Below are 23,373 nucleotides of genomic sequence, written 5' to 3' on the forward strand. Positions count from 1 at the left end.
GTCGATCACCTGAACCTGAGATGCCCCTGAAATCAGGGGCATCTTTTTTATCGGGAGTACCCACCACTGATGGCAACACTGCGCCAGTTCAAACCCGAAGAGCCCTGGCAGGCCCCCGAAGGGGAGCCTCTGGTTCGAATCGAAAACCTCACCAAACGCTTCGGCTCATTCTATGCGGTCGACGATGTCAGCCTACACATTCATCAGGGTGAGTTCTTTTCTCTGCTTGGCCCCTCAGGCTGCGGCAAAACCACCCTGCTGCGCATGCTGGCCGGCTTCGAGACCCCGACCAGCGGTCGCATTTTCATCGACGGTCAGGATGTCACTGATGTGCCTCCATACGAGCGACCGGTGAACATGATGTTCCAGTCCTACGCCCTGTTTCCGCACATGACCGTGGCAGACAACATCGCCTTCGGCCTGAAGCAGGAAGGCATGCCCAAGGCCGAGCGTCAGGCTCGTGTCGCCGAAATGCTTGCACTGGTTCAGATCGAGAAGCTGGCTCAACGCAAACCGCATCAGCTCTCCGGCGGCCAACGCCAACGTGTGGCGCTGGCCCGCGCATTGGCCAAACACCCGAAGATTCTGCTGCTGGACGAGCCGCTGGGGGCGCTGGACAAGAAACTGCGTGAGCAAACCCAGTTTGAGTTGGTCAACATTCAGGAACGCCTCGGCATCACCTTTATCGTGGTGACCCACGATCAGGAAGAGGCGATGACCATGTCCTCGCGCATCGCGCTGTTGCATGAAGGGCGCACAGAACAGGTCGACCCGCCTCGACGTCTGTATGAGTTTCCGTCCACCCGTTATGTCGCCAGCTTCATTGGGTCGGTCAATCTGTTTGACGGTTACGTGGTGCAACAGGACGACGATCAGGTGATTGTGCAGTGTGACGAGGCCGACTCTCAGCTGCTGGTACGCCACAGTCAGCCACTGGTACCTGGAATGGCCGTGACGGTCGCGCTGCGTCCTGAAAAAGTTCGGGTCCTGAGTCAGCTGGATGCCGATGCACCCAACCAACTGCGTGGAATCATCAAAGAGATCGCCTATCTGGGCGACGTATCGATCTACCATGTGGAGCTGGCTGGCGGTAAGCGAGTGCAGTTCACCCAGTCCAACGTGCAGGCACTGGCCGAGCAGCCACTGACCTGGGACGAAGAGGTACTGCTGGGCTGGTCGGCCAACAGCTGCGGGGTGCTGACGGAATGAAGCTGAAACGGCACTTGCCACCGGCGCGCAACCTGATCATCGCCATCCCCTGGTTCTGGCTGGCGCTGTTCTTCCTGTTGCCGTTCCTTTTCGTACTCAAGATCAGCCTGTCCGAGCCGGTATTGGCACAGCCACCCTATCTGGACCTGCTCCGCGAGATCGAAGACGGGCTGGTGACCATCATGGTCAACTTCGGCAACTATCAGCTGCTGCTGGAAGATTCACTCTATCTGAGCGCCCTGCTGGGTTCGCTCAAGGTCGCGGCGATCTCCACCCTCTGCTGTTTGTTTATCGGCTACCCCATGGCCTATGCCATCGCGCGCTCACCCTCGCACTGGCGTCTGCCGCTGTTGATGCTGATCATTTTGCCGTTCTGGACCTCTTTCCTGATTCGCATCTATGCCTGGATCGGTATCCTCAAGGGCAACGGGCTACTCAATAACTTCCTGCTCTGGACCGGCCTGATCGACACCCCGCTGGAGATCATGCACACACCGTTCGCAGTCTATATCGGCGTGGTCTACAACTATCTGCCGTTTGTGGTGTTGCCGCTCTACGCCACCCTGATCCGACTGGATCTGACCCTGCTGGAAGCGGCCGCCGATCTGGGCTGTCGCCCCTGGAAGCAGTTTTTGCTGATCACCCTGCCGCTGTCGCTGCCGGGCGTACTGGCCGGTGCCATGCTGGTGTTCATTCCGGTGATGGGCGAATTCGTCATTCCCGACCTGCTGGGCGGGCCTGATACGCTGATGCTGGGCAAGCTGATGTGGACCGAGTTCTTCAACAACAAGGACTGGCCACTGGCGTCTTCGCTGGCGGCACTGCTGCTGGTGGCGTTGATTGTGCCCTTTGTGCTGCTGCGCCACTTTGAGCGCAGAGCCTCCGAGGAGGGTGCCGCATGAAACAACGCATGCCACTGCTGATTACCATTCTGCTGCTGGGCTATGCCTTTCTGTACGGCCCGATCATCAGCTTGATCGTGTATTCATTCAATGAAAGTCGGCTGGTCACGGTATGGGGCGGCTTCAGCACCAAATGGTACGGCGAACTGCTGCAGAATGAAGCCCTGCTCGGGGCCGCCTGGCTCAGTGTCCGCATTGCCGCTCTGACCGCCACAATAGCGGTGGTGCTGGGCACATTGGCGGCACTAGCGCTGGTGCGATTCCGTCGCTTTCGCGGCAGGGGCTCGCTGGAGGTGATGGTTACAGCTCCTCTGGTAATGCCGGAGGTGATTATCGGCCTGTCGCTGCTGCTGTTGTTCGTGGCGATGGAAAACGTCATCGGCTGGCCTGCCGGACGCGGCATGACCACCATCGTGATCGCCCACACCACCTTTGCCATGGCCTATGTCACCGTGGTGGTACAAAGCCGACTGGCGCATATGGACCTGTCGCTGGAAGAAGCGGCGCTGGATCTGGGAGCCCGCCCGCTGAAGGTATTTTTCAGCATCACTCTGCCGATCATCGCTCCTTCGCTGATCGCTGGCTGGCTACTGGCATTCACGCTGTCTTTGGATGATCTGGTGGTGGCCAGCTTTGTGTCAGGCCCCGGTGCTACCACATTGCCGATGGTGGTCTACTCCAGCGTTCGCCTCGGGGTCAGCCCCGAAATCAACGCCCTGGCGACGATCATTGTCGGGTTGGTCAGCATCGCGGTGTTGATTACCGGCGTGTTGCTTTGGCGGCAGGACCGACGCAACCGCCTCGACGCCCACTGAGTTGGCAGTGGGCAACAAAAAACCGCTGGTCGTCTGCACGGCCAGCGGTTTTTTTTGTGACGCCGATAGCTTTTAAAGGCTCAGGACTTTCTCGCCACGCGCAATACCACACACACCCGAGCGCACCACTTCCATAATGGAAGCGCTGCCCAGCGCATTGATGAAGGCATCCAGTTTGTCGGATGCGCCCACCAGCTGCACGGTATAGGTCGTCGGGGTCACATCGATGATCTGACCACGGAAGATGTCGCAGGTCCGCTTGATCTCGGCGCGCATCTGGCCGCTGGCCTTGAGTTTGATCATCATCACTTCGCGCTCGATGTGATCACCCTCGGACAGGTCCACCACTTTGACCACGTCAATCAGCTTGTTCAGCTGTTTGGTGATCTGCTCCACAACACGATCGTTGCCGATGGTGGTCACGGTCAGACGTGACAGGGTGGAGTCTTCGGTCGGTGCAACCGTCAGCGATTCGATGTTGTAGTTACGCTGGGAGAACAGCCCTACCACGCGCGACAGGGCGCCCGGCTCGTTTTCCATCAGGACTGAAATGATATGGCGCATGCTCAGGTCCTCTCTGTCTTGGTCAGCCACATGTCACGCATGGAACCGCGCGGTACCTGCATCGGATAAACGTGCTCGAACGGATCGACCGCGATATCCATGAAGACCAGACGATCCTTCAGCGCGAAGGCTTCGCGCATGGCGCCTTCCAGGTCAGAGTATTTCTCGACCTTCATGCCCACATGACCATAGGCCTCCACCAGCTTGACGAAGTCAGGCAGCGACTGCATGTAAGACTGGGAGTGACGGGACTCATAGTTCATGTCCTGCCACTGGCGTACCATGCCCAGCGACTGATTGTTGAGGCACAGAATCTTCACCGGCAAATCATACTGGTTGCAGGTGGAGAGTTCCTGAATGTTCATCTGGATGCTGCCTTCGCCGGTGACGCATACAACGTCGTCATCCGGGAAGTTCATCTTCACACCCATGGCAGCCGGCAAACCGAAGCCCATCGTGCCGAGGCCACCGGAGTTGATCCAGCGGTTTGGCTTGTTGAACTTGTAGTACTGCGCCGCAAACATCTGGTGCTGGCCCACGTCAGAAGTTACGAAGGCGTTGCCATTGGTCACCTGGCTCAGCATTTCGATAACCTGTTGCGGTTTCATCAATGCGGAGTCATCAGTGCGGTAACGACCGCCGTGACGCTGACGCCACTCGTCGATCTGCTGCCACCAGGCGTGCAGTGCATCCTGATCCGGCTGTTTCTTGCTGCCCTTGACCAGCTGCACCATCTCTTCCAGTACCACTTTGGCCGGACCCACGATGGGGACATCCGCCTGGATGGTTTTGGAAATGGAGGCCGGATCAATATCGATATGTACGATCTTGGCAGTCGGACAGAACTTGTCACAGGCGTTGGTTACGCGGTCATCAAAGCGAGCGCCCACAGCCAAAATCAGGTCAGCATGGTGCATCGCCATGTTGGCTTCGTAGCTGCCATGCATCCCCAGCATACCAATGAACTGACGATCGGTACCCGGATAACCGCCCAGCCCCATCAGGGTGTTGGTTACCGGGAAGTTCAGCAGTTTGGCCAGCTCGGTCAGCTCGGCACTGGCGTCACCCATGATGACACCACCGCCGGTATAGATCACCGGACGCTTGGCCGCCAGCAGCATGTCGGTTGCCTTCTTGATCTGACCGCTGTGACCACGGGTGATCGGGCTGTACGAACGCATCTTGACGTGTTTCGGAAACTCGTACGGGTAGCGCTCGGTCGGCGTGGTCATGTCTTTGGGCAGGTCAATTACCACCGGACCGGGACGGCCGCTCTCGGCAATATGGAACGCCTTGCGCACGATCGCCGGGATGTCTTCCGGACGCTGGACGCTGAAGTTGTGTTTCACGATGGGACGGGAGATACCGAGCATGTCGGTCTCCTGGAAGGCATCTTCACCGATCAGATGACTCATCACCTGGCCGGTGATCACCACCATCGGGATGGAGTCCATGAACGCGGTCGCGATACCGGTCACGGCATTGGTTGCACCCGGACCGGATGTCACCAGCGCGACACCGGCTTTACCGGTTGCACGCGCATAAGCATCCGCCATGTGAGTTGCAGCCTGCTCATGGCGCACCAGAATGTGCTGTACATCTTCCTGCTGGAACAGAGCGTCGTACACATGCAGCAACGACCCGCCCGGATAACCATAGATGTACTGAACACCCTCGTCTTTGAGGGCGCGTACCACCATTTCTGCGCCTGAAAGTAATTCCACTGTTGTACCCTCTACTCAGCGCCGGCCACCTGCCGGCGAACTAACAGTTTCAGCGTTTCTGCAACGAGAACATGACCCGGCCGCGGAGCAATCGTATCGCTGGCCGCGCCCTGCCCGCAGGCATCATTGGATCATGTTCGGTGCTGGTCAGATGAGGATCTCTTATCTGACAGACCTGTTCTGAGACTTAAGCCGGGTTCGCTTAATAACCCCTTGTGACGTCGGGATTTCCTGCATGCCACAAGTCAAGAAAATAGCCTGACATTCTCGCACCTTGACAAGCTGCGATCAACCGCCTACGACCATTGAACGACGCCGATACTGTACAGGACAGCCCTCTGGGCGTTGTCGGGCATTAGCGTTATAGTAGGCGCATGTCCACGTTCTACATGCCGGAGAGCAAAACAATGAGCATTGCCGAGATCAAAAACAAGGAGCGCGTGATCAACGAGCTGCTGCGTTTTATCCGCAAGGTGCTGGTCGAGCCTGATATCAGCGAGAAAGCGCTGGAGATCGCTCGCAAGCATTTCAATGACAAGAACGCCGGCGTGTTGATCGCCGAAGAGCTGTCATCCACCACCAACGTCAAGATTCCGTTGGAACAGAGCGATGCCGACCGCCTGTTTCTGGAGCTGCTGATCGACGTGGTGCGTGACGAGAAAGCGCTGTACTGAGCCTTACTCAGGCACCAGCCATTCCACGCGCCAGCGCCCTTCCCCCTGCTGCAGCGTTGCCTGCAGCCAGGGTGAAACCTGCCCAAGTGTGGCATCCAGCTGCCAGGGCGGGTTGATCACCAGCATACCGCTGCCATACATGCCCCGTTCGCCCTCTGCTGCAGCAATTTCAAGCTCGGAACAGAGAATGTTGCGAATCCCGCTCGCCGCCAGTTCTGACTTCATCTTTTGCCACAGCCCTGCCGGCAGTAACGGATACCAGATGGCAAAGCAGCCATTGGGCCAACGCTTGACCGCCTTGCTGACAAAACGCACCAGCTGCTGGTATTCCTGCTTCACCTCGTAGGCCGGGTCGATCAACACCACCCCACGGTTGGGTTTCGGCGGCAACAGCGACAGCACCCCTTCATAGCCGTCACGATGATGTACCGCCACTCGGCCATCCTGACGGAATACCTGCTTCAGCGCTTCAGCCTCGGCCGGGTGCAGCTCCATTACACTGATCTGATCGGCATCACGCGCCATCTGGGCCGCGATCAGCGGAGAGCCGGGGTAATGTTGCAACGCCTTCCCGTTTACGGCTTCGACCTGTTCAAGGTAGGGCTGCACCGCTTCGGGAACCGACTGACGCCACAGGCGGGCAATACCCTGCTGGAATTCGCCGGTCTTGGCCGCCTGATCACCGTGCAGATCATACTGCGCACGCCCGCCATGGGTTTCCAGATAACTCCAGGGTTTGGCCTTGCGGTTCAAAGCCTGCAACAGCAGAACCAGCGTCAGGTGTTTGTGAACATCGGCAAAATTGCCGGCATGAAAGCCGTGCTGATAGCTGAGCATGGTGTGTCCTGAAATGGGATCAAAGCGGGTCGGGCCGGATCTGCGGAACCCGAAGATGACGGAACTGGTGCTTCAACAGGCTGGCGATCTGCTGCAGCGACTCGCGGTCGCGACTGTACAGCACGGTATCACCAGACTCGGCATAGGGCCCCAACGCACCAGGCAGGCCGGAGCCAAGCTGGAACAGGGAGCCGTTGGTTTGGCCAGTGCACTCGAACTTCCCCGGTTGTGATGCATACACCCAGCTGCGCCCCTGCCAGCGTGGCGGCTGGTCGGCGCCGGTGTTGAAGCAGATCCGCGCCCGCTTCAGTACCAGTGCATAACCGGTTTCATTACGATGTTGCAGCTCGAACAGGTTCATTACACTGCCCTGCGCCACGCTCACGGCCACAAAACCCCAATGCCCCTGCGGGTGGCTGAACAGCGCCAGCATCCGTTGCGGGTCAGAGGTGTCTGCGGCATAAAGGGCCTGATACTGCTGCGACAGCAGCAGCGGAGCCGAAATGCGGTAATAGGGGCCGCTCAGATAGTGCTGCACCAGCGCCTGCCCTAGCTGTACCTCGGCACGGCTGTCATACACGGGCACGATCGACAGTGGCAATGGGGAGACACCCGGCTCCTGTTGCCTTGGCTCAGACACCGGGGGCGGCGGGGCGGCACAACCGCCCAGCAACAGGGCCAACAGGAATGCAACTCGCAGTTTCATGACTTAACGCACACTGGCAATGTATTTGGACAGATGCGCCAGTTTGTCCGGGTCATCGTCCATAAAAAATACGTTCACGTCCACATAGGCCGCATCCAGCTTCTGTTCCGTGGCCTGTATCGAGGTGATGAAGCCATTGATACGCGCTACGCTGTCGCCTGACAGCTGCTCGATATCCACGACCACCTGTTCCAGTACCTGCGGAAACGCACCTTCATTCTTGATCACAACCTTCACTTCACGCAGGTTGAGATCCTTAATGGCGCAGCGGAAAGTCTGTTCGCTATTGCGCAGCTGCGCCAGCCCCTTGGGCTTGGAGCGCATTTTGGCAGGCGCCGAAGCCTCGGCAGGTGTAGCCTTTTTATCTGCCTCAAGCATGGCCGCCGCACGCGCCTGCTGCTCAGGGCTGAGCTGCTGACGCTTATCCAGCGCCTTGACCATCTTCTGCACCAGCTGCTCACGGGTAAAGGGCTTGCCCAGATAGTCGTTCACGCCTGCCTGAATGGCCTTGAGCACATATTCACGCTCGCCACGGCTGGTCACCATCAAAAACGGGGTCTGTTTGTAATCGTCCTGCGACCGGGTCCACTGCAGCACCTCAAGCCCGCTCATTTCGGGCATTTCCCAGTCACACAAAATCAGATCAAAACGTTTTTGCTGCATGGCCCGAGTGGCTTCGGTACCGTTTTCCACTGCCATCACGCTGAAGTCGGGAAAGGCTTCCCGCACCATGGAGGTCACGCGCTCGCGGATGAAGCGAGCGTCATCGACCACCAGAATATTGAGTTTGCTCATCGAACGCTGTGTTTCCATCAATGCTGCTGTCAGCCGACACTGTCCCACAAAGCGGCCCGGGACTGAAGCCCCGGACGCCGGGCTGGATCAAAAACAGCTGTTTAAAGACTTAATCGGACAGGTAATACTCGACCGTGGACACCACCCGTACCTGCTTGATGTGCGGATTGTTTCGGTCACGCTCACTGATGCTGAACTGGCCCTGAGAGGCGCGTCGGATCTTGCCCAGCCGGCTTTGTGAGTCGGCCGCGAACTTCTGCGCCACCTCACGTGCATTACGGGTCGCCTCTTCGATCATCTCCGGCTTGACCTCATTGAGGCGTGTGAAGATGTACTCAGTCTGCGACTGATAGTCACCCCCGGTCAACACGATGCCGCGCTTGCCTAGCTCTGGCAGTTCATTCATCACAGCCCGCACCCCTTCGATATTCTCCGAATAGACCGTAACCATGCGGCTGGCCACATAGCGGAACTCGGCACGGTTGTCGCCGCCATACTGCTGCGCCGAACGGTCGGTAATCACCGGCGGCGCATAGCTGATCTCGTCCGGCTGGATGCCATTTTCGGTCAGGAAATCACGAATCTGTGCCGCATTCACCTCCAGATCGGTGTACAGCGAGTCCAGATCATTACTGGCCACAGCGAAGGGGATCGGCCAGATTACGATATCGGCCTGATATTCTCGCTCCGACAGCCCTTTTACAGTCACCGTGCGATCAAGCTGTTTATGATCCAGCGCCGCCTTGCCCAGCAGGCCACCCAGCGCTGACAGCCCAAGCAGAAGAAACACGCCCAGAATCAACGCCGATGAACGATTTGTTGTCAGCATTCCTTACCTCCACAGATCTGATGAAACCGACCGCCCCTCAAGACAAACCGGCCTTTGCTGCACGCGCGGCGTGCAATTTCTTGTAACTGTCGATCAGACGTAGGTGTCTGTCCAGTCCTTCCAGTTTCATACTGGTGGGCGTCAGGCCATGGAAACGCACCTCGCCCATCACCGAGCCGACCACGGCCTGCATCCGTTCTGCTCCGAACATGCGGGACAGGTTGGGCAGAAAATCGTCCAGCTCCAGCTCATCATCCAGCACCACCTCCAACACCGCCTGCACGGCACGGTAAAACAGGCCACGCTCGACGGTATTGTCGTTGTACTGCAGGAACTGCTCCACCAGCTCCAGCGCCTCTTCATGGCGCTCCAGCGCCAGCATGATCAGCAGCTGCAGTTCCAGAATGGTGAGCTGACCCCAGACGGTATTCTCGTCGAACTCCACGCCGATCAAGGTCCGAATGTCGGTGTAGACGTCGAGCTGGCTCTCGTCCAGCCGCTCGGACAGATCCGCCAGTTCATCATCACTCAAGCGGTGCAGGTTGAGAATCTCTTCACGGTAGTCCAGCGCCTTGTTGGTGTTGTCCCACACCAGATCGTCCACCGGATAGACCTCGGAGTAGCCCGGTACCAGAATGCGGCAGACCGGCGCCCCCAAGTCCTCATACACCGCCATGTACACTTCCCTGCCCATCTCAGCCAGAATGCCGAACAGGGTATCGGCTTCGTCCTGGTTACTGCCAGAGAAGTTCCAGTGGTTGAAGTCATAATCCGACTTCGCACTGAAAAAGCGCCAGGAGATTACGCCAGAAGAGTCGATGAAGTGCTCGACAAAGTTGTTCGGCTCGGTCACGGCCAGGCTGTTAAAAGTGGGCGGCTGGAAGTCATTCAAACCTTCGAAACTGCGGCCCTGCAGCAGCTCGGTCAGGCTGCGCTCCAGCGCCACATGGAAACTGGGATGGGCACCGAACGAGGCAAACACGCCACCGGTGCGCGGGTTCATCAGGGTCACGCACATCACCGGGAACTGCCCTCCGAGGGAGGCATCCTTCACCAGCACCGGGAAGCCCTGCTCTTCCAGTGCACGAATGCCTTCCAGAATGTCGGGGTACTGTTCAAGCACTTCAAGCGGCACATCCGGCAGCGCCAGCTCCTGCTCGATGATCTCTCGCTTCACTGCACGCTCGAAAATCTCTGACAAGCACTGTACCTGTGCCTCCACCAGCGTATTGCCGGCGCTCATACCGTTGCTGAGGTAGAGGTTCTCGATCAGGTTGGAGGGGAAGTACACCGTTTCGCCATCAGACTGACGCACAAACGGCAGCGCACAGATGCCACGGTCCACACGGCCCGAGTTGGTATCGATCAGATTGGAGCCGAACAGCTCGCCATCCGGGTTGTAAATATCCAGACAGTAATCGTCCAGAATACCCTCGGGCAATGCGTCATCCGGCCCGGGCTGGAACCAGCGCTCGTTGGGATAGTGCACAAACGCGCTATCGGCGATCTCTTCGCCAAAGAACTGGTCGTTATAGAAGAAGTTGCAGTTGAGTCGCTCAATGAACTCACCCAGCGCCGACGCCAGCGCGCTCTCCTTAGTGGCACCCTTGCCGTTGGTGAAGCACATGGGGGACGCTGCGTCACGAATATGCAGCGACCAGACATGGGGCACGATATTGCGCCAGGAGGCGATCTCGATCTTCATACCCAGATCCGCCAGAATCTGCGTCATGTTGGCGATGGTCTGCTCCAGCGGCAGATCCTTGCCCTCGATCCAGGTGGCACCTTCGCCTTCGGGCTTGGCCAGCAGCAGCGCCTGCGCGTCTTCATCCAGGTTATCCACAACCTCGATTTCAAACGTGGGGCCGGTCTGCACCACCTTCTTCACGGTGCAACGGTCGATGGAGCGCAGAATGCCCTGCCGATCCTTGTCGGAAATATCCTCCGGCAGCTCCACCTGAATTTTGAAGATCTGGTTGTAGCGGTCTTCAGGATCAACAATGTTGTTCTGTGACAGGCGGATATTCTCGGTGGAAATATCACGCGCGTTGCAGTACACCTTGACGAAATAGGCCGCACACAGCGCCGAGGATGCCAGGAAATAGTCAAACGGACCGGGCGCCGAGCCATCCCCCTTGTAACGGATCGGCTGATCGGCGATCACCGTGAAGTCGTCGAATTTGGCTTCAAGCCGGAGATTGTCGAGATAGTTGACCTTGATTTCCATGAGCGGGGTACCGGATGGGTGAATGCTTAACTTGAGCCGTATTATCCGGTTTTAAGACACGATAGTCAGGTTTTATGTTTTGAATGTTGCCGCAGGCTGCTGGATCAGCACCTGTAACGTCAGCCCTTGTGCATCGGCGTAGGCACACAGATCCGTCATCAGCTGAACCCACACCGCCAGCTCCGGCTCATTCACCTTGGTGTCACGACCAATTGAAAACCGCCACACGGTTTCAGCCTCCAATTGGTCGACATGATCCAGCAGCACATCATAGGCGGCATCCCAGTTCTCACCGAAGTAATCCGGAAACTGAAATGCGGCTTTAAGACGGTTCAGGATTGAAGCCTTGTTCAGGCAACCATTTTCATCCAGCGGGATGGCCTGCGGGTCGGGCTGCGCACTGTGTTGCCAGATGATGGGAGCAGGCTTTTCAGTCATTCTGGCGCCCCTGAATACGCCGGAAGGAACGATAGTGATCTTCCGTGTAATAGAACACTTCAGGAGGGTTTCCGCCTGTTACCACACGGCGTGGCCCACGGTGTGACAACCCGGGTGTATCTACGGTGAATTCCCGGTAATAGCCCCTTGGCTTGATCGGCAATAATCGTTCGCGGTTCTCGAAGGTAATACCGTCACGCTGATAGGGATAAGGGCCGTTCTGGCGAATCCGCTCAAGCGTGTTGTACAGTTCCTGCTCTTGCGCAGAAAGATGGGACTGTCCTGTCGCGGGGGCACTGCCCAGCAGTCCATCAAGGTGACCACCCTGTAACTGGAACAGGCCAAATACGACAACCAGTGCGAGCAGGATTTTTTTCATGGCATTACTCCCTGAGCCCACTGCCACTGGTCGCGGGCCTGCTAATCTGTCCGTTAACGTCCCTTGCCACCCAACAGTCCGCCCAACAGACCGCGCAGGATCTTGCGGCCCAGCTGATTCCCGACCGTACGTGCCGCCTGCTTGGCCATGGTTTCAACCAGCCCCTGACGCCGCTTGTTGCCCCAGAGGAGGTCGCTGACCACCCCCTTGGATTCGGATGCTTCATCCTGTTCCGGCTTGGCGGTCTCCTTAACCGCTGAGCTTTCAGCCGCACGCTGGGCCAGAATTTCATAGGCCGACTCGCGGTTGACCGGCGTATCGTATTTTTGCGCGACCGGGCTGCGCGCCAGCACGGCGGCATGCTCTTCCGCGGTGAGGGCGCCCATGCGACAGCGCGGCGGACAGATGAGTGTGCGCTCGACCGGCATGGGCACACCACCCTCTTGTAGGGTGGAAACAAGCGCTTCGCCCACGGCCAGCTGTGAAATTACCTCCTCCACGTTCAGCCCAGGGTTGGCCACAAAGGTTTCGGCAGCGGTTTTCACCGCTTTCTGATCACGCGGCGTGTAGGCCCGCAGCGCGTGCTGGATACGGTTGCCCAGCTGACCCAGAATCTCGTTCGGTATGTCATCGGGTGATTGTGAGCAGAAATAGATGCCGACGCCCTTGGAGCGAATCATCCGCACCACCTGTTCCACCTTCTGCCGTAGCGCCGCCGGAGCGTCATCAAACAGCAGGTGGGACTCATCAAAGAAGAACACCATTTTGGGCCGCTCAAGATCCCCCACCTCGGGCAGGTTTTCGAACAGCTCTGACAGCAGCCACAACAGGAAGGTGGAATACAGGCGCGGTTTCAGCATGAGCCGGTTCGCCATGAGGATGCTGATCACGCCACGGCCGCTCATATCCGTGCGCATCAGATCCATGATCTCAAGCGCCGGCTCGCCCAGGAAGGCGGTACCGCCCTCGCGCTCCAGTGACAGCAGGCTGCGCTGAATGGCGGCAATGGACTGGGCACTGACCAACCCGTACTGAGCCGATATGTCCTTGCGATTGTCTGCCACAAAGCCCAGCAGGGCGCGCAGATCGTCAAGGTCGAGCAGCAACAGGCCCTGATCATCGGCCAGCTTGAAGGCCACCTCAAGAATACCGGCCTGGGTATCATTCAGCTCAAGGATGCGACTCAGCAGTGTGGGTCCGATCTCGCTGATGGTGGTGCGCACCGGGTGCCCGGCCTGGCCGTACAGATCCCAGAACAGCACCGGGCTCGCCTCAGTGGCAAACCCTTCCATACCGATTTTGGCGGCACGTTGCATCAGCTTGTCGCCAGGCTGACCGGCCATGGCAAGGCCCGACACATCGCCTTTCACATCCGCCATGAACACCGGCACTCCCATGCGTGAAAAGCCTTCGGCCAGCACCATGAGCGATACCGTTTTACCGGTACCGGTGGCCCCCGCAATCAAGCCATGTCGGTTGCCGTAATGGCCCAGCAACCGTACCGGTTGCTCACCCTTGCCGATCAGTATGGTGTTCATGTGATATCCGCCTTCAGCAGAACGTATTGATATACAAGGCTTCCACCTTGTCCCGTGCCCATTGCGTGCGACGCAGAAACTTGAGCGACGACTTGATGGACGGCTCGTTACAGAAGCAATTCACCCGAACCTCGTCATACAACCCTTCCCAGCCATAATGCTCGACCAGGCGCGTCAGGGTCTTTTCAAGGGTCAGGCCGTGCAGTGGATTGTTGGGCTGTGTTTGGCTCATCGGTGGATCGTCTCAGGATGATTATGAAAACAGGAACACGGTACAGACATAGCCTAACCCAAAATGGGTCAAGCCACCTTTTTCGCGATGAAAAAGGCATAGCCGTAATACGCCTTGTAGCGATCGTACAGCTCGGCTTCACGCCGCTGTTCGGCGACCAGACTGGCCGCTGCGGCATTCCCTGCATGCTGCAGGAACTGCTGCTGATGTGATACCTGCGGCGTGTAAAAGTGATCGGTCCAGCATGTTTCCGGCAGGATAAACATGCTTACCGGCAGATAACCGGCCTGCTGAACCTGCCTGGGCTTGTTGGCGAGGGTATCGATTTCGGGATAGGCATCGACCCAGAAGCGCTCGATCTCGTCCGGTCGCTGCTCGGTAAACCAGCACGCCTCTGATACAACCAGATACCCGTCCGGCTTCAAAAAACGGCGCCACTCGCGCAGGCCACGTTCAAAGCCGATATTGTAGATCGCCCCTTCAGACCAGATCAGGTCCAGCTCTTCATCGGCAAAAGGCAACGCCTCCATTGACCCGACCACACCTCGTACGCGATCCGCCAGCCCTTCAGCCTGAGCCCTGGCGTTGAACCTGTGGATAAAATCGGGAAACAGATCCAGCCCGGTAATCTGCCCAGGCGCTTGCTGCGCCAGTACCCGCGTCTGCCCGCCCGTACCACAGCCGATATCGGCAATGCGTGAGTCAAGTGTCAGCCCGTCAGTGAAACTCAGCGCCTTGAGCGTCACTTCGGGACTTCCCGGCCCTTGCCGCTCCAGTGCCGCGAAATATTCACAGATCAGACTGAAATCGAAGTCATGGATGGAGGGGGTATCTTGGGTCATGCTGTCAGCTCTCATTGATGCTCAAGGTCAACGGCACATGGTCACAGACCGCAATCCAGTCGTCGTTGTAACCGACCGACTCCAGGAACTCGGCTTCCGCTGCCGGGTGAAAGTAATAGCTCATTTGGTCAGCGCTCGGGCCTTTCTCATAACCTCTTCACTTGGTACAGCCTGCACAGCGCCATCATCAAGCTCTTCTGCCCGACGCTGAGCTTCATGCAACCAGTCAGAACGCAGCTCTTCCTCAGTAGGTGTGTCCAGGCTCAATACCAGCCGGTGAATCAGCCGAGCTCTCTTTTCTTTTGGAAGATGCAGTGCTTCATCTTCAATTTGCTGGAAATTCATGAATGGAACCTCTCGTTCATATGCTGATCATTCTGGCACGGAAAGATGCACGCTGCGACGAGGTTGGTTCTCTTCAAGCCCGAGCAGCTGCTCCAATACGCACCTCCCTGATGCTGCTGACGACCACGAATGCATCATGATGTGGACTTAATCACAGCTTACCTAACTTCGGCATAACCTGTTTTGTTTATCTATCGCTGGCTATCAACATCACAGAGGTGAATGTGCTATAACTGACGTCCTGATATCACTTTTCAGAGAGAATACTACGCATTATGGATGATGCTGTGTTTAACGAAGAGAACGGCCAATTAACTATTCCTACCGACAGAAGCCTGATACAACTCAACGAGATCTGTCGTACCTACGATGTTGGAACCGACCCTCAGCCTGTCCTACACCAAGTGTCTCTATCAGTAACCCGAGGACAAAGCTGTGCTATCGTCGGTTCCTCCGGTTCGGGTAAGAGCACTCTACTCAATATTATAGGGCTGCTGGACCAGCCTACTAGCGGGCATATTCTACTCGATGGACAGGATATAACCCACGCTAGCCCCGAAGCTCGCGCGATCACACGTAATCAAACTATCGGCTTTGTTTTCCAGAGCTTCAACTTGCTCCCCCGGCTTAGCGCCCTGGATAATGTAGCACTGCCGCTTCTTTATAGGGGGTACGAACGACAAGCTGCTCGCAGAGCCGCACAACGTGAGATTGAGCGAGTCGGGTTGGCCAAGCGGGCGCACTATATTCCTGCAGATTTGTCCGGTGGACAGAGGCAGCGTGTTGCCATTGCCAGAGCCCTGATCGGGAAACCGGCACTTCTACTTGCCGATGAACCCACCGGGAACCTCGACAGCGGAACCGCAAAAGAAATCTTGTCCCTGCTCCTCTCTCTGAACCGAGAACAAGGTGTGACTCTCGTCGTAGTGACGCACGATGAAAGGATGGCTCAGCAGATGCAACGTTGTCTTCGTGTCGAGGACGGTCGGTTGCATGAGTCGTAGTAACCCGTATCGCATGACTGAGGAGAAGCCACTTGCTTACGGCCCTTCGCTAAGGCACACCCTGACTGAGCCGCTTGCAAGTCTACGTTTGTTAGGACGCCGTTCACTACTGGCATTAGTGGGTATAACAGTGGGTTGTGCCTCCGTTGTGGCACTGTTGAATATCGGCCACAATGCCGCTAATGAGTCGATAAAGATGTTCAGGGGGCTGGGGAGCGATATTATCGTTGCCCGCTTTTCCGCGGTACCAGGTGTTAATATGAGCCCCGCTCCAGCGAAACTGGATACCAAAGCGGCAACGCGGTCGTTGTCAGGCATTGCTCATATAGCACCAGCCATCCTCTATTCCACGGATGTTTATGCTGCCAGCCGAAAGCATAATTTAAGCATTGTAGGTACATCTCCTGACCTACAGGATGTAATGAACCTACATATCGGCAACGGCCGCTTCCTCACGATCTACGATAGTCAAAGTACCTATGCCGTTCTTGGAGCTAACGCGGCCAAAGAGTTGAATCTGGTCGAACCAATAGGCAGCCAGATACAGGTGGGAAACTACCTTTTCGAAGTTGTGGGTATCCTAGCCAAACAAGGGCAGAACCCTTTGATCCCTCTTCCAATGGACGACGCGATTGTACTCCCCATAGAAGGGATGCGACGCATTACCCCTACTCCTGAAATAAACAGCATTATCGCAAGAGGGCGACGAACCGAAACGCTGCCGGAGGATGCAATTGCACTAAAAGACTACCTCTCCCCCTTAGCGCCGGACCACTCTGTTCAGGTCCAGATCCCCCAACAACTTCTCGATGGGATTAAAAAACAATCTCAGACATTCTCCTACCTGCTAGCTGGGGTGGGAAGCATCTCTCTGCTGGTCGGTGGCATAGGTATCATGAACCTGATGATTATGAATGTATCGGAACGGCGTCGGGAGATTGGTGTACGCATGGCTTTAGGTGCACGGCCATGGGATATCACCGTACTCTTTCTGCTGGAAGCCGGAGTTCTCACCTCTGTGGGCGCGGTGACCGGCGCTATCATAGGCGTATTCGCGGGCTGGCTCTTCGTTGAGGTCTCCGAATGGGAGTTTTCACTTTTTGCACTCGCATTACCGCTTGGCATTATCAGTTCGGTTGCTATCGGCCTGTTCTTTGGCCTCTACCCTGCCCGCAGTGCAGCCCGTCTGGAACCCGTACAGGCTCTGCGTGATGACTAATCGTATTTGGCAACTACGCACCTTGCTCATCTGCCTAACAGGCTTGATGCAGCTCTCCTGTACTACATCAAATGCTGCAGCGCCCGTGTCCCCCCCAATTTCTCGGACCGGTATATCCGTCAACAGTGTTTCCCTGAAAGAACAGACAGTAGCGCTTACGCTAAACGAAGCTGTGTCGCTGGGGTTGCGCGACAACCACTCTATCCGTAGCGCTTATCTACAGAGAGTTGCTCAAAAATTCGATCTGCGTGTAGCGGAAGATAACTTTAGCCCTAAATTGACAATTAAAGGTAGTCATTTGGCCTACCGTAATCAGGATGACCAGTACCGGCAAACCAATCTATCCCCAACGGTGACCTTGCAGGGAGAATATGGTACTCAATTCAGCCTGTCGTGGGCCAAACAATTTACGCAAACAAACAACAGCGGCCAATCTGATCATGACGGGGCAAGTTTCACAGTAATACAACCGTTGTTACGCGGCGCAGGAAGAGAGGTAGCTACGGCACCCGTACGGCTTGCACAGACCACAGAACAGGCAAATCGTTTAACTCTCAAAGCCACCGTATCGGACACGATCACCAATATCATTACCGCTTACCGAGAGCTGTTGCGTGCCCAGGAGCAAGTCCGAATAGCACGCGATGCACTGAGGCGTTCACAGCAGTTGCTAACGGCAAACCGCGAAATGATCCTTGCTGGGCGTATGGCGGAATTTGAAGTCGTACAGACTGAAGCTGACGTTGCAACTCAGGAGTTGGCCGTCGAAGAAGCCCGCAACCAACTCGATGCCAGCCGTCTTGAATTGCTAAAGCTCTTGGCTCTGGATTTGAATACTCCAATCAAAGCAGTCGATTCTCTCAACGCGACTCAAGTTGATATAGGCCTGGCTCGGGCCAAGGCTATCGCTAAAGAGCAACAACCTGCCTACCTTAAACAAGTGCTTGCGACGGAACAGGCGGCGATCAATCTTACGATTGCCCACGATGAAACGCTGTGGGATGTTTCACTAATCGCTGGCGCCAGCCAAAATCGGTCTTATCAGACCGGTTCGGCAATCGATACCTCATCACGCAACTGGAAGACCTACGCAGGCGTTCAAATTGAGATCCCCTTGGGCAGCTTAAACCAGCGTCAATCAGAAGTGCATGCCCAGGTCGAAGTCGATACACAGGAGATCCTTCTGGCCGATGCGCGCCAGTCACTGGAGCGTGACGTGGAAAACGCGGTACGCAATCTTGGCACCCGCTGGCGACAATACATCATTGCTCAGCGGGCACGTGATCTGTCGCGCCGGAAACTGGAGATCGAGCGCGAAAAACTCCAAGCAGGTCGTTCCAGCAACTTTCAGGTTCTGAGTTTCGAAGCGGATTTACGCAGTGCCGAAAGCGCCCGTCTCAATGCGCTGATCGCCTACCTGAACGCTCAGGCCGACCTTGACCAGACATTGGGCACTACCCTGGAGAGCTGGGACATTGATCTTAAAGACTAAGTATTCCGTACTCCCGCATTTGCGCAACGGCGGCCTCTGGTTATTGGGAGGATGTCTGGGAGCGCTGACTCTGATAGCCGTTTACCTCTTTGCCCATAACGACAGCTCAGCTAATACGCCTGACAATCAATGGCTGTATGTGCAGCCGCAAACCCTGGAAAACACCCTGGGCCTGGTTGGACGTATCGAGGCCGCAAGTCGCACGACCGTGACGGCACCGTTCGAAGGCTTGATACAAAAAATAGAAGTGTTCGAAGGTCAGAGAGTCGAGCGTGGACAACTGCTACTGACACTCGACACAACACAATTGGACATTCAGCTTCGTGAGGCAATGGCCGATCAATTAAAAGCCCAGCATACCGTGCAAGAGATGCGGGATTGGTCACAAAGTGAGGAGGTAACGCGTGCACGCCGGGCGGTGACCAACGCTCAATTAAAACTGAACAACACCCGCAGCAAGCTCGCCGACACCCAGAGGCTGTTCGAACGGGGCATCGTAGCACGCATGGAAGTGGATACTTTGGAAGAGCAGGCCAGATCATATCAGCTTGATCTGGACGGAGCCCAGACGGAGCTGAAAGCAGCCCTCGACAAGGGTGAAGGTACAAACCGTCGGATAGCCGAGATGGAGCTGACCAACGCACAAGCCAAGCTTAAGGTTTTACAGGAGCAGCGTGAAGAGCATGAACTTCATGCTCCATTTTCCGGTATTGTACTGCGCCCACGAAAGCAGGAAGGCGGCAGTGCCGATATGCCGCTACAGGGGATACAGGCTACTCGGGGAATGCCGCTATTTGAGCTGGTGAGCATGGAGCGCATTAAGGCCGTTACCCGTGTGGAAGAAGCCGATCTGCACCTGCTGCGAGAAAACATGCCGGTGCAAATATCCGGAGACGGATTCAGTGGTATTACCCTACAAGGCGTCGTTGGAAGCATTGGGGCCAATACCCTATCCACCGAACGATATGGTGGCGGCAGTACATATGAAGTCTCCGTAAACATCGACCCTCTTACGAAAGAGCAACAACAGCGAATACGACTGGGGATGAGCGCAAGGCTCGCTATTGTGACCTATCACGCCGAGAACGGACTGGTCCTTCCTGGAGAGGCTTTACATCAAGATCACTCGGGTCAAACATTCGTTATCTATCGCAGCGATATGTCACAGCCGCCGACACGTGTCACCGTTACCACTGGACGGGCTATGCCGGGAGGTGTGGAGGTTTTCGGGATAGAATCTGGCTACGTAGAAATACAGACGGCCATCTTGAATAAAAATCATGTTGATGCTAGAAAGGAAGAAACTTCAACACTAGGTGCATTGAAGCCATTTGGGTTGAAACACAATCAATAGACGAGACTTAGTCTTACATTAGCTCTCTCTATGGAACGTTATTTATAGAGCGAGCACAGGGAAGGAACTTGCATGGATTGCATTGTCTACGCCCAACTGTGGACCAAAAGACGATCTATCGTCGATAAAATATCGTCTTCTGAATCTATTCCTGCCTTTACAACCCGCCAGAGAATACCTACCGGTTATCGCCTTAATGATTTCCCGGCAAAAATTGTCATGGACGGCAACTTCTTGCCACAGGCCCACAATCTTTTTAGTCAAATAACCATTTCAGAAAAACACCACCAAGTACTAAAAACAAGGACTTTATGGGCATTCGCCTGTCTACTGACTATTACCGGCAGTATGAGCATGGATCTGGCACACTTCCTGCTTTCCCCTTAATACTAATACGTCATCGGAGTGACGGGTAAGGGGTAGGTCGAAAAGAATCAGGCCTACACCACCATGGGATATTTCAGTCATCTGGCCTGATAACAAATATGATGACTGCCCAAAAATGGAGTTTGAAAATGAAAAAATTGAACTTTCTGAAACTTTGCGCCGCCCTACTGTTTAGTGCACTCAGCAGTGTGTCCTATGCGAGCTCAGCCTCGTATGTCGACTCCTCACCTGGTGCGGCGATCTACTCACCTAATACTTGGTATCAAACTAATTTTGATGTGTTAGGTAATCCGCCGTCAGATTCCTCTGTAACAAGCGTTAGCTGGCAATATGCATCACGCTCAATTCCGCCGGGCGGAACTTGGGTCGCTTGGCTATGCCACGGAACAACCAGTGCATGCATTAACGTAAGCACATTATCTAGTGGCTCTTCAGAGGCTTTCAGAGGCAGATCCGCAGCAACTAAGTTCTTTCTGATTTACGGGATTGGGAGCAGCTCAAGCTTTGCTCCTGTATATGGCGGAACAGATCAGGTAATTGTTAACTATAACTATTAAGTTAACTCAGCTGGATCTCTTTTAAAGCGATCCAGCTATTTAATCCCCCGACAAAAAAGGAGTAATTCCTATGAGCAACATTTCAATTGGTAATTATTCAAACACCATCAATAATTATCAGAACAGTTCTAAGCAGAGCCACGATAAACAAGAGGATTCGCGTTTCTCTAGCATATTGAACGATGCAGTGAACTCTACATCCAGTAGAGTCGCTGAAGTTACGATATCCGACGAGGCCAAACAAGCAGCATCAAACGAATTGCCGGGCTGGGTGCAGGAGGTAATCAATCGCTTAAGCAATAATCCAGACCAACAGGAAGCGATGGATGATGTTAAAATGATGGCAACAATTCCGGGCGGACCTCTAGTTTCTATTCCGGAAAATTTTGGTGGAACTCCGCACTACTTGGCCACTGGACAACCGGTAACCAAGGAAAGTGAAGCGCGATTCAATGCACTAACTCAGTCGATAACTGAGAAAACTACGCAAATCTTCAATTCAGAATCAGCGATGGGAAGTTCTGCCGCAGATATATTTAAGAAAATCCATGAGTATATGGCAACTCAGCCAGAAGACTATTTACAGGTATTGAATTGGTACAGATCATCCTACAAGTATTAAATTGGTACAGGAGCACCAGCATCATGATTGTTGGTTCTAGCTATAACCCATTGATTTATGGAAGTACCCGGGAATTCAGGAAAGCGGCAGTGTCGATATGCCGCTAAAGGGGATACATGATATTAAACCGGTGGCAATTTAGGTCTGTAAAATCAGGCTGGAGGCCGCATGGTTCCTGGCTTCTTGCCGACAGAAACTGCCGCCGGGTTAATAAAATTCCATATCACATTATTGGCACGTAATCTGCTATGAAAAGTAACATCAAAAGCAAGGAGAGCAGCATGATCATTCAATCTAGCCATAACCTATTGACTTACAACAAAATTCAACAGCCCTCAGAACTTCAGACAGGAGGCAACATCTTGCCGGATAAGCAAACTAAATCGTCCAGTGCTGGGGAGCAAGTTACATTATCCAATAAGGGTAAGGCGTTAGCTGCTACGAGCTTTGATCAGATACCAGAGTCTGCCATACACCCTAAAAGAACACCTGGGCAAGAAAGAATGATAAACGAGGCTAAGTCAAATCCTGAATTTGCTGAGAAGTCTGCTAACTTAATGGCTTATTCTAGAAGTATGATCGCCTATGATATAAGTGAAAGCGTTAATAATGATGGTCCTATAAAACTATCCACTACTGGTAGAATCGTTGATGAGTCATTTACCGAGTTTAAAGAGGCTTTTGAGAAAGAAGCCAAAATTCTTGATGCGCAACGTCTAGCACTATATAAATCAGAAAAGGCAATGGGTACAGATCCTTCAGAAATACTAGCTAAGATGATAGATTTTACCAATAGAAATTCTAGTGATATTTATCGTGAAGCAACAGGCGATGGCTACTTCTTTAAATAGAAAAATAAAAATTTTAAATAGTGGGTTATCTAAATAATAACCCACTTTTTTGACTATCAAACCGATAGAGTTTTAGATCTGTATTTTTCTGATGAGTACTGAATAGTTTCTCATCGCTTTCCAACAGGAACTGCCGATGGAGTAATGTTGACTAGTATGTGTAATTTACGGAAACAGTGGTAGTACCACCATACAATGGTGCCATCGTGCCTGTACCTTCTACTTTTGCATAAAGCCTCAACGACTGGTTTGCAGGCACGTCATATCCTGTAAAATTGACTGTGCCCGACGCATAATTAGTCACATTCCAGCAGACTGTGCCAATATTATTGCATAAATAGACTAAAAGGCCTGTAGGCCGTGGATAAGTATAGCTCCAAGTGTAACTTACTTGGGTCACTTTCGCATTACTTGGAGGGCTGCCTAATACTGGATAAGCTACGCTTTGCCAGTCATTTTTATAGTAAATCGACGGTGCAACAGCTTGAGTACTGTATGAAGCAGATGCGGCGCTAGCACTCTGTGCAATCATGAGGGAGGCAGCTAATGCGAAAGCGCTTGAGAAAGCCAATTTCTTGAAGCTCATTTGACACTCCTTGTATCAAAGATGGATTAGCTTAGGAAGCGTAGACAGATACAACATCGACGAACAATGCCGTACATCGAAACCCTACCGACAAACTTCACCATTTATATGCACACAGTTCCTCCATGTGCAGCGCTGAGTATGCCATATACCTGATTCCGTGACTTAAAACTCAGCTTCGCATCTCCACACACCTGTAACCACGCGGCCTGCGGCGGTAATATGGACGCCATTCTCGATTCACC

26 protein-coding genes are annotated in these 23,373 nt (G+C 54.6%); 12 read left to right on the forward strand and 14 right to left on the reverse strand.

The window, feature by feature from the left end; translation table 11 throughout:
* The first annotated feature begins 69 nt into the window (after window positions 1-69).
* Genes ABIE61_RS16180 through ABIE61_RS16190 form a run of 3 tightly spaced genes read left to right on the forward strand, consistent with a single transcriptional unit; the run spans window position 70 to window position 2,926 of the window.
* Window positions 70-1,209 (forward strand): ABC transporter ATP-binding protein, encoded by a 1,140-nt coding sequence (locus ABIE61_RS16180; RefSeq protein WP_354411360.1) that lies wholly within the window; start codon window positions 70-72, stop codon window positions 1,207-1,209.
* Window positions 1,206-2,111, forward strand: a complete 906-nt coding sequence (locus ABIE61_RS16185) for an ABC transporter permease subunit (protein ID WP_354411361.1) — start codon at window positions 1,206-1,208, stop codon at window positions 2,109-2,111. Before ABIE61_RS16180 ends, ABIE61_RS16185 begins: the two co-directional genes overlap by 4 nt.
* Window positions 2,108-2,926: an ABC transporter permease subunit gene (locus tag ABIE61_RS16190; RefSeq protein WP_354411363.1), complete on the forward strand. Its 819-nt coding sequence runs from the start codon at window positions 2,108-2,110 to the stop codon at window positions 2,924-2,926. Before ABIE61_RS16185 ends, ABIE61_RS16190 begins: the two co-directional genes overlap by 4 nt.
* A 72-nt stretch (window positions 2,927-2,998) precedes the next feature.
* Here ABIE61_RS16190 and ilvN read toward each other — a convergent pair whose 3' ends face one another.
* Both ilvN and ABIE61_RS16200 read right to left on the reverse strand, forming a co-directional pair.
* Window positions 2,999-3,490 (reverse strand): acetolactate synthase small subunit, encoded by a 492-nt coding sequence (ilvN, locus tag ABIE61_RS16195; RefSeq protein ID WP_091827921.1) that lies wholly within the window; start codon window positions 3,488-3,490, stop codon window positions 2,999-3,001.
* Between the two features lie 2 nt (window positions 3,491-3,492).
* Entirely contained in the window at window positions 3,493-5,214 is a 1,722-nt protein-coding gene (locus tag ABIE61_RS16200; protein WP_206838526.1) for an acetolactate synthase 3 large subunit, read from the reverse strand.
* A 407-nt stretch (window positions 5,215-5,621) separates the two neighbouring features.
* Here ABIE61_RS16200 and ABIE61_RS16205 point away from each other — a divergent pair, with 407 nt between their 5' ends.
* Window positions 5,622-5,888: a hypothetical protein gene (locus tag ABIE61_RS16205; protein ID WP_091827923.1), complete on the forward strand. Its 267-nt coding sequence runs from the start codon at window positions 5,622-5,624 to the stop codon at window positions 5,886-5,888.
* A 3-nt stretch (window positions 5,889-5,891) separates the two neighbouring features.
* On the opposite strand, the gene ABIE61_RS16210 is transcribed toward ABIE61_RS16205, so the two are convergent.
* From ABIE61_RS16210 to ABIE61_RS16260, 11 genes are all read right to left on the reverse strand, one after another.
* On the reverse strand, window positions 5,892-6,725 hold the full coding sequence (locus ABIE61_RS16210; RefSeq protein WP_354411368.1) for a 23S rRNA (adenine(2030)-N(6))-methyltransferase RlmJ: 834 nt from the start codon (window positions 6,723-6,725) through the stop codon (window positions 5,892-5,894).
* A 19-nt stretch (window positions 6,726-6,744) separates the two neighbouring features.
* Window positions 6,745-7,431, reverse strand: a complete 687-nt coding sequence (locus tag ABIE61_RS16215) for a hypothetical protein (RefSeq protein WP_354411371.1) — start codon at window positions 7,429-7,431, stop codon at window positions 6,745-6,747.
* 3 nt (window positions 7,432-7,434) lie between these two features.
* Window positions 7,435-8,244, reverse strand: coding sequence for a response regulator (locus tag ABIE61_RS16220; RefSeq protein ID WP_254775069.1), 810 nt, complete (start codon window positions 8,242-8,244; stop codon window positions 7,435-7,437).
* A gap of 91 nt (window positions 8,245-8,335) precedes the next feature.
* The gene (locus ABIE61_RS16225; protein ID WP_091827926.1) at window positions 8,336-9,055 is read right to left on the reverse strand and encodes an SIMPL domain-containing protein; all 720 of its coding nucleotides are present in this window, start codon (window positions 9,053-9,055) and stop codon (window positions 8,336-8,338) included.
* A gap of 37 nt (window positions 9,056-9,092) precedes the next feature.
* Window positions 9,093-11,282, reverse strand: coding sequence for an OsmC domain/YcaO domain-containing protein (locus ABIE61_RS16230; protein ID WP_354411375.1), 2,190 nt, complete (start codon window positions 11,280-11,282; stop codon window positions 9,093-9,095).
* A 72-nt stretch (window positions 11,283-11,354) separates the two neighbouring features.
* Window positions 11,355-11,720, reverse strand: a complete 366-nt coding sequence (locus ABIE61_RS16235; protein WP_354411377.1) for a barstar family protein — start codon at window positions 11,718-11,720, stop codon at window positions 11,355-11,357.
* Window positions 11,713-12,099, reverse strand: a complete 387-nt coding sequence (locus ABIE61_RS16240; RefSeq protein ID WP_354411379.1) for a guanyl-specific ribonuclease — start codon at window positions 12,097-12,099, stop codon at window positions 11,713-11,715. The genes ABIE61_RS16235 and ABIE61_RS16240 overlap by 8 nt, the downstream gene beginning before the upstream one ends.
* Window positions 12,100-12,152: 53 nt before the next feature.
* Window positions 12,153-13,637, reverse strand: coding sequence for a helicase HerA-like domain-containing protein (locus ABIE61_RS16245; protein ID WP_354411381.1), 1,485 nt, complete (start codon window positions 13,635-13,637; stop codon window positions 12,153-12,155).
* Window positions 13,638-13,650: 13 nt separating this feature from the next.
* The gene (locus tag ABIE61_RS16250) at window positions 13,651-13,869 is read right to left on the reverse strand and encodes a VF530 family protein (RefSeq protein WP_354411384.1); all 219 of its coding nucleotides are present in this window, start codon (window positions 13,867-13,869) and stop codon (window positions 13,651-13,653) included.
* 68 nt (window positions 13,870-13,937) lie between these two features.
* Complete coding sequence (locus tag ABIE61_RS16255; RefSeq protein ID WP_354411387.1) at window positions 13,938-14,711, reverse strand: class I SAM-dependent methyltransferase; 774 nt, start codon at window positions 14,709-14,711, stop codon at window positions 13,938-13,940.
* 120 nt (window positions 14,712-14,831) lie between these two features.
* Window positions 14,832-15,056 (reverse strand): addiction module protein, encoded by a 225-nt coding sequence (locus ABIE61_RS16260; protein WP_354411389.1) that lies wholly within the window; start codon window positions 15,054-15,056, stop codon window positions 14,832-14,834.
* A gap of 275 nt (window positions 15,057-15,331) precedes the next feature.
* Between ABIE61_RS16260 and ABIE61_RS16265 the strand changes: the two genes are divergently transcribed.
* From ABIE61_RS16265 to ABIE61_RS16300, 8 genes are all read left to right on the forward strand, one after another.
* On the forward strand, window positions 15,332-16,060 hold the full coding sequence (locus ABIE61_RS16265; protein WP_354411392.1) for an ABC transporter ATP-binding protein: 729 nt from the start codon (window positions 15,332-15,334) through the stop codon (window positions 16,058-16,060).
* Window positions 16,050-17,279, forward strand: a complete 1,230-nt coding sequence (locus ABIE61_RS16270; RefSeq protein ID WP_354411395.1) for an ABC transporter permease — start codon at window positions 16,050-16,052, stop codon at window positions 17,277-17,279. The genes ABIE61_RS16265 and ABIE61_RS16270 overlap by 11 nt, the downstream gene beginning before the upstream one ends.
* A complete protein-coding gene (locus ABIE61_RS16275) occupies window positions 17,272-18,771 on the forward strand; it encodes a TolC family protein (protein WP_354411398.1) in 1,500 nt (499 codons plus the stop codon). Before ABIE61_RS16270 ends, ABIE61_RS16275 begins: the two co-directional genes overlap by 8 nt.
* On the forward strand, window positions 18,755-20,125 hold the full coding sequence (locus tag ABIE61_RS16280) for an efflux RND transporter periplasmic adaptor subunit (RefSeq protein WP_354411399.1): 1,371 nt from the start codon (window positions 18,755-18,757) through the stop codon (window positions 20,123-20,125). The genes ABIE61_RS16275 and ABIE61_RS16280 overlap by 17 nt, the downstream gene beginning before the upstream one ends.
* Window positions 20,126-20,197: 72 nt before the next feature.
* Window positions 20,198-20,512, forward strand: coding sequence for a hypothetical protein (locus tag ABIE61_RS16285; RefSeq protein ID WP_354411402.1), 315 nt, complete (start codon window positions 20,198-20,200; stop codon window positions 20,510-20,512).
* A gap of 128 nt (window positions 20,513-20,640) precedes the next feature.
* The gene (locus ABIE61_RS16290; protein WP_354411405.1) at window positions 20,641-21,069 is read left to right on the forward strand and encodes a flagellar protein FlhE; all 429 of its coding nucleotides are present in this window, start codon (window positions 20,641-20,643) and stop codon (window positions 21,067-21,069) included.
* Window positions 21,070-21,139: 70 nt separating this feature from the next.
* A complete protein-coding gene (locus tag ABIE61_RS16295) occupies window positions 21,140-21,691 on the forward strand; it encodes a hypothetical protein (protein ID WP_354411406.1) in 552 nt (183 codons plus the stop codon).
* Between the two features lie 281 nt (window positions 21,692-21,972).
* A complete protein-coding gene (locus tag ABIE61_RS16300; RefSeq protein ID WP_354411409.1) occupies window positions 21,973-22,542 on the forward strand; it encodes a hypothetical protein in 570 nt (189 codons plus the stop codon).
* Between the two features lie 151 nt (window positions 22,543-22,693).
* On the opposite strand, the gene ABIE61_RS16305 is transcribed toward ABIE61_RS16300, so the two are convergent.
* Window positions 22,694-23,128: a flagellar protein FlhE gene (locus ABIE61_RS16305; RefSeq protein ID WP_354411412.1), complete on the reverse strand. Its 435-nt coding sequence runs from the start codon at window positions 23,126-23,128 to the stop codon at window positions 22,694-22,696.
* Window positions 23,129-23,373: the final 245 nt, after the last annotated feature.

The organism is Marinobacterium sp. MBR-111 (assembly GCF_040547585.1).
Classification (GTDB): domain Bacteria; phylum Pseudomonadota; class Gammaproteobacteria; order Pseudomonadales; family Balneatricaceae; genus Marinobacterium; species Marinobacterium iners.

What these genes read in the sequence shown, in the direction of transcription:
- ABIE61_RS16180 (WP_354411360.1), top strand. Translation starts at nt 70, where the DNA reads ATGGCAACACTGCGCCAGTTCAAACCCGAAGAGCCCTGGCAGGCCCCC.
- ABIE61_RS16185 (WP_354411361.1), top strand. Translation starts at nt 1,206, where the DNA reads ATGAAGCTGAAACGGCACTTGCCACCGGCGCGCAACCTGATCATCGCC.
- ABIE61_RS16190 (WP_354411363.1), top strand. Translation starts at nt 2,108, where the DNA reads ATGAAACAACGCATGCCACTGCTGATTACCATTCTGCTGCTGGGCTAT.
- ilvN (WP_091827921.1), bottom strand. Translation starts at nt 3,490, where the DNA reads ATGCGCCATATCATTTCAGTCCTGATGGAAAACGAGCCGGGCGCCCTG.
- ABIE61_RS16205 (WP_091827923.1), top strand. Translation starts at nt 5,622, where the DNA reads ATGAGCATTGCCGAGATCAAAAACAAGGAGCGCGTGATCAACGAGCTG.
- ABIE61_RS16210 (WP_354411368.1), bottom strand. Translation starts at nt 6,725, where the DNA reads ATGCTCAGCTATCAGCACGGCTTTCATGCCGGCAATTTTGCCGATGTT.
- ABIE61_RS16215 (WP_354411371.1), bottom strand. Translation starts at nt 7,431, where the DNA reads ATGAAACTGCGAGTTGCATTCCTGTTGGCCCTGTTGCTGGGCGGTTGT.
- ABIE61_RS16220 (WP_254775069.1), bottom strand. Translation starts at nt 8,244, where the DNA reads ATGGAAACACAGCGTTCGATGAGCAAACTCAATATTCTGGTGGTCGAT.
- ABIE61_RS16225 (WP_091827926.1), bottom strand. Translation starts at nt 9,055, where the DNA reads ATGCTGACAACAAATCGTTCATCGGCGTTGATTCTGGGCGTGTTTCTT.
- ABIE61_RS16230 (WP_354411375.1), bottom strand. Translation starts at nt 11,282, where the DNA reads ATGGAAATCAAGGTCAACTATCTCGACAATCTCCGGCTTGAAGCCAAA.
- ABIE61_RS16235 (WP_354411377.1), bottom strand. Translation starts at nt 11,720, where the DNA reads ATGACTGAAAAGCCTGCTCCCATCATCTGGCAACACAGTGCGCAGCCC.
- ABIE61_RS16240 (WP_354411379.1), bottom strand. Translation starts at nt 12,099, where the DNA reads ATGAAAAAAATCCTGCTCGCACTGGTTGTCGTATTTGGCCTGTTCCAG.
- ABIE61_RS16245 (WP_354411381.1), bottom strand. Translation starts at nt 13,637, where the DNA reads ATGAACACCATACTGATCGGCAAGGGTGAGCAACCGGTACGGTTGCTG.
- ABIE61_RS16250 (WP_354411384.1), bottom strand. Translation starts at nt 13,869, where the DNA reads ATGAGCCAAACACAGCCCAACAATCCACTGCACGGCCTGACCCTTGAA.
- ABIE61_RS16255 (WP_354411387.1), bottom strand. Translation starts at nt 14,711, where the DNA reads ATGACCCAAGATACCCCCTCCATCCATGACTTCGATTTCAGTCTGATC.
- ABIE61_RS16260 (WP_354411389.1), bottom strand. Translation starts at nt 15,056, where the DNA reads ATGAATTTCCAGCAAATTGAAGATGAAGCACTGCATCTTCCAAAAGAA.
- ABIE61_RS16265 (WP_354411392.1), top strand. Translation starts at nt 15,332, where the DNA reads ATGGATGATGCTGTGTTTAACGAAGAGAACGGCCAATTAACTATTCCT.
- ABIE61_RS16270 (WP_354411395.1), top strand. Translation starts at nt 16,050, where the DNA reads ATGAGTCGTAGTAACCCGTATCGCATGACTGAGGAGAAGCCACTTGCT.
- ABIE61_RS16275 (WP_354411398.1), top strand. Translation starts at nt 17,272, where the DNA reads ATGACTAATCGTATTTGGCAACTACGCACCTTGCTCATCTGCCTAACA.
- ABIE61_RS16285 (WP_354411402.1), top strand. Translation starts at nt 20,198, where the DNA reads ATGGATTGCATTGTCTACGCCCAACTGTGGACCAAAAGACGATCTATC.
- ABIE61_RS16290 (WP_354411405.1), top strand. Translation starts at nt 20,641, where the DNA reads ATGAAAAAATTGAACTTTCTGAAACTTTGCGCCGCCCTACTGTTTAGT.
- ABIE61_RS16295 (WP_354411406.1), top strand. Translation starts at nt 21,140, where the DNA reads ATGAGCAACATTTCAATTGGTAATTATTCAAACACCATCAATAATTAT.
- ABIE61_RS16300 (WP_354411409.1), top strand. Translation starts at nt 21,973, where the DNA reads ATGATCATTCAATCTAGCCATAACCTATTGACTTACAACAAAATTCAA.
- ABIE61_RS16305 (WP_354411412.1), bottom strand. Translation starts at nt 23,128, where the DNA reads ATGAGCTTCAAGAAATTGGCTTTCTCAAGCGCTTTCGCATTAGCTGCC.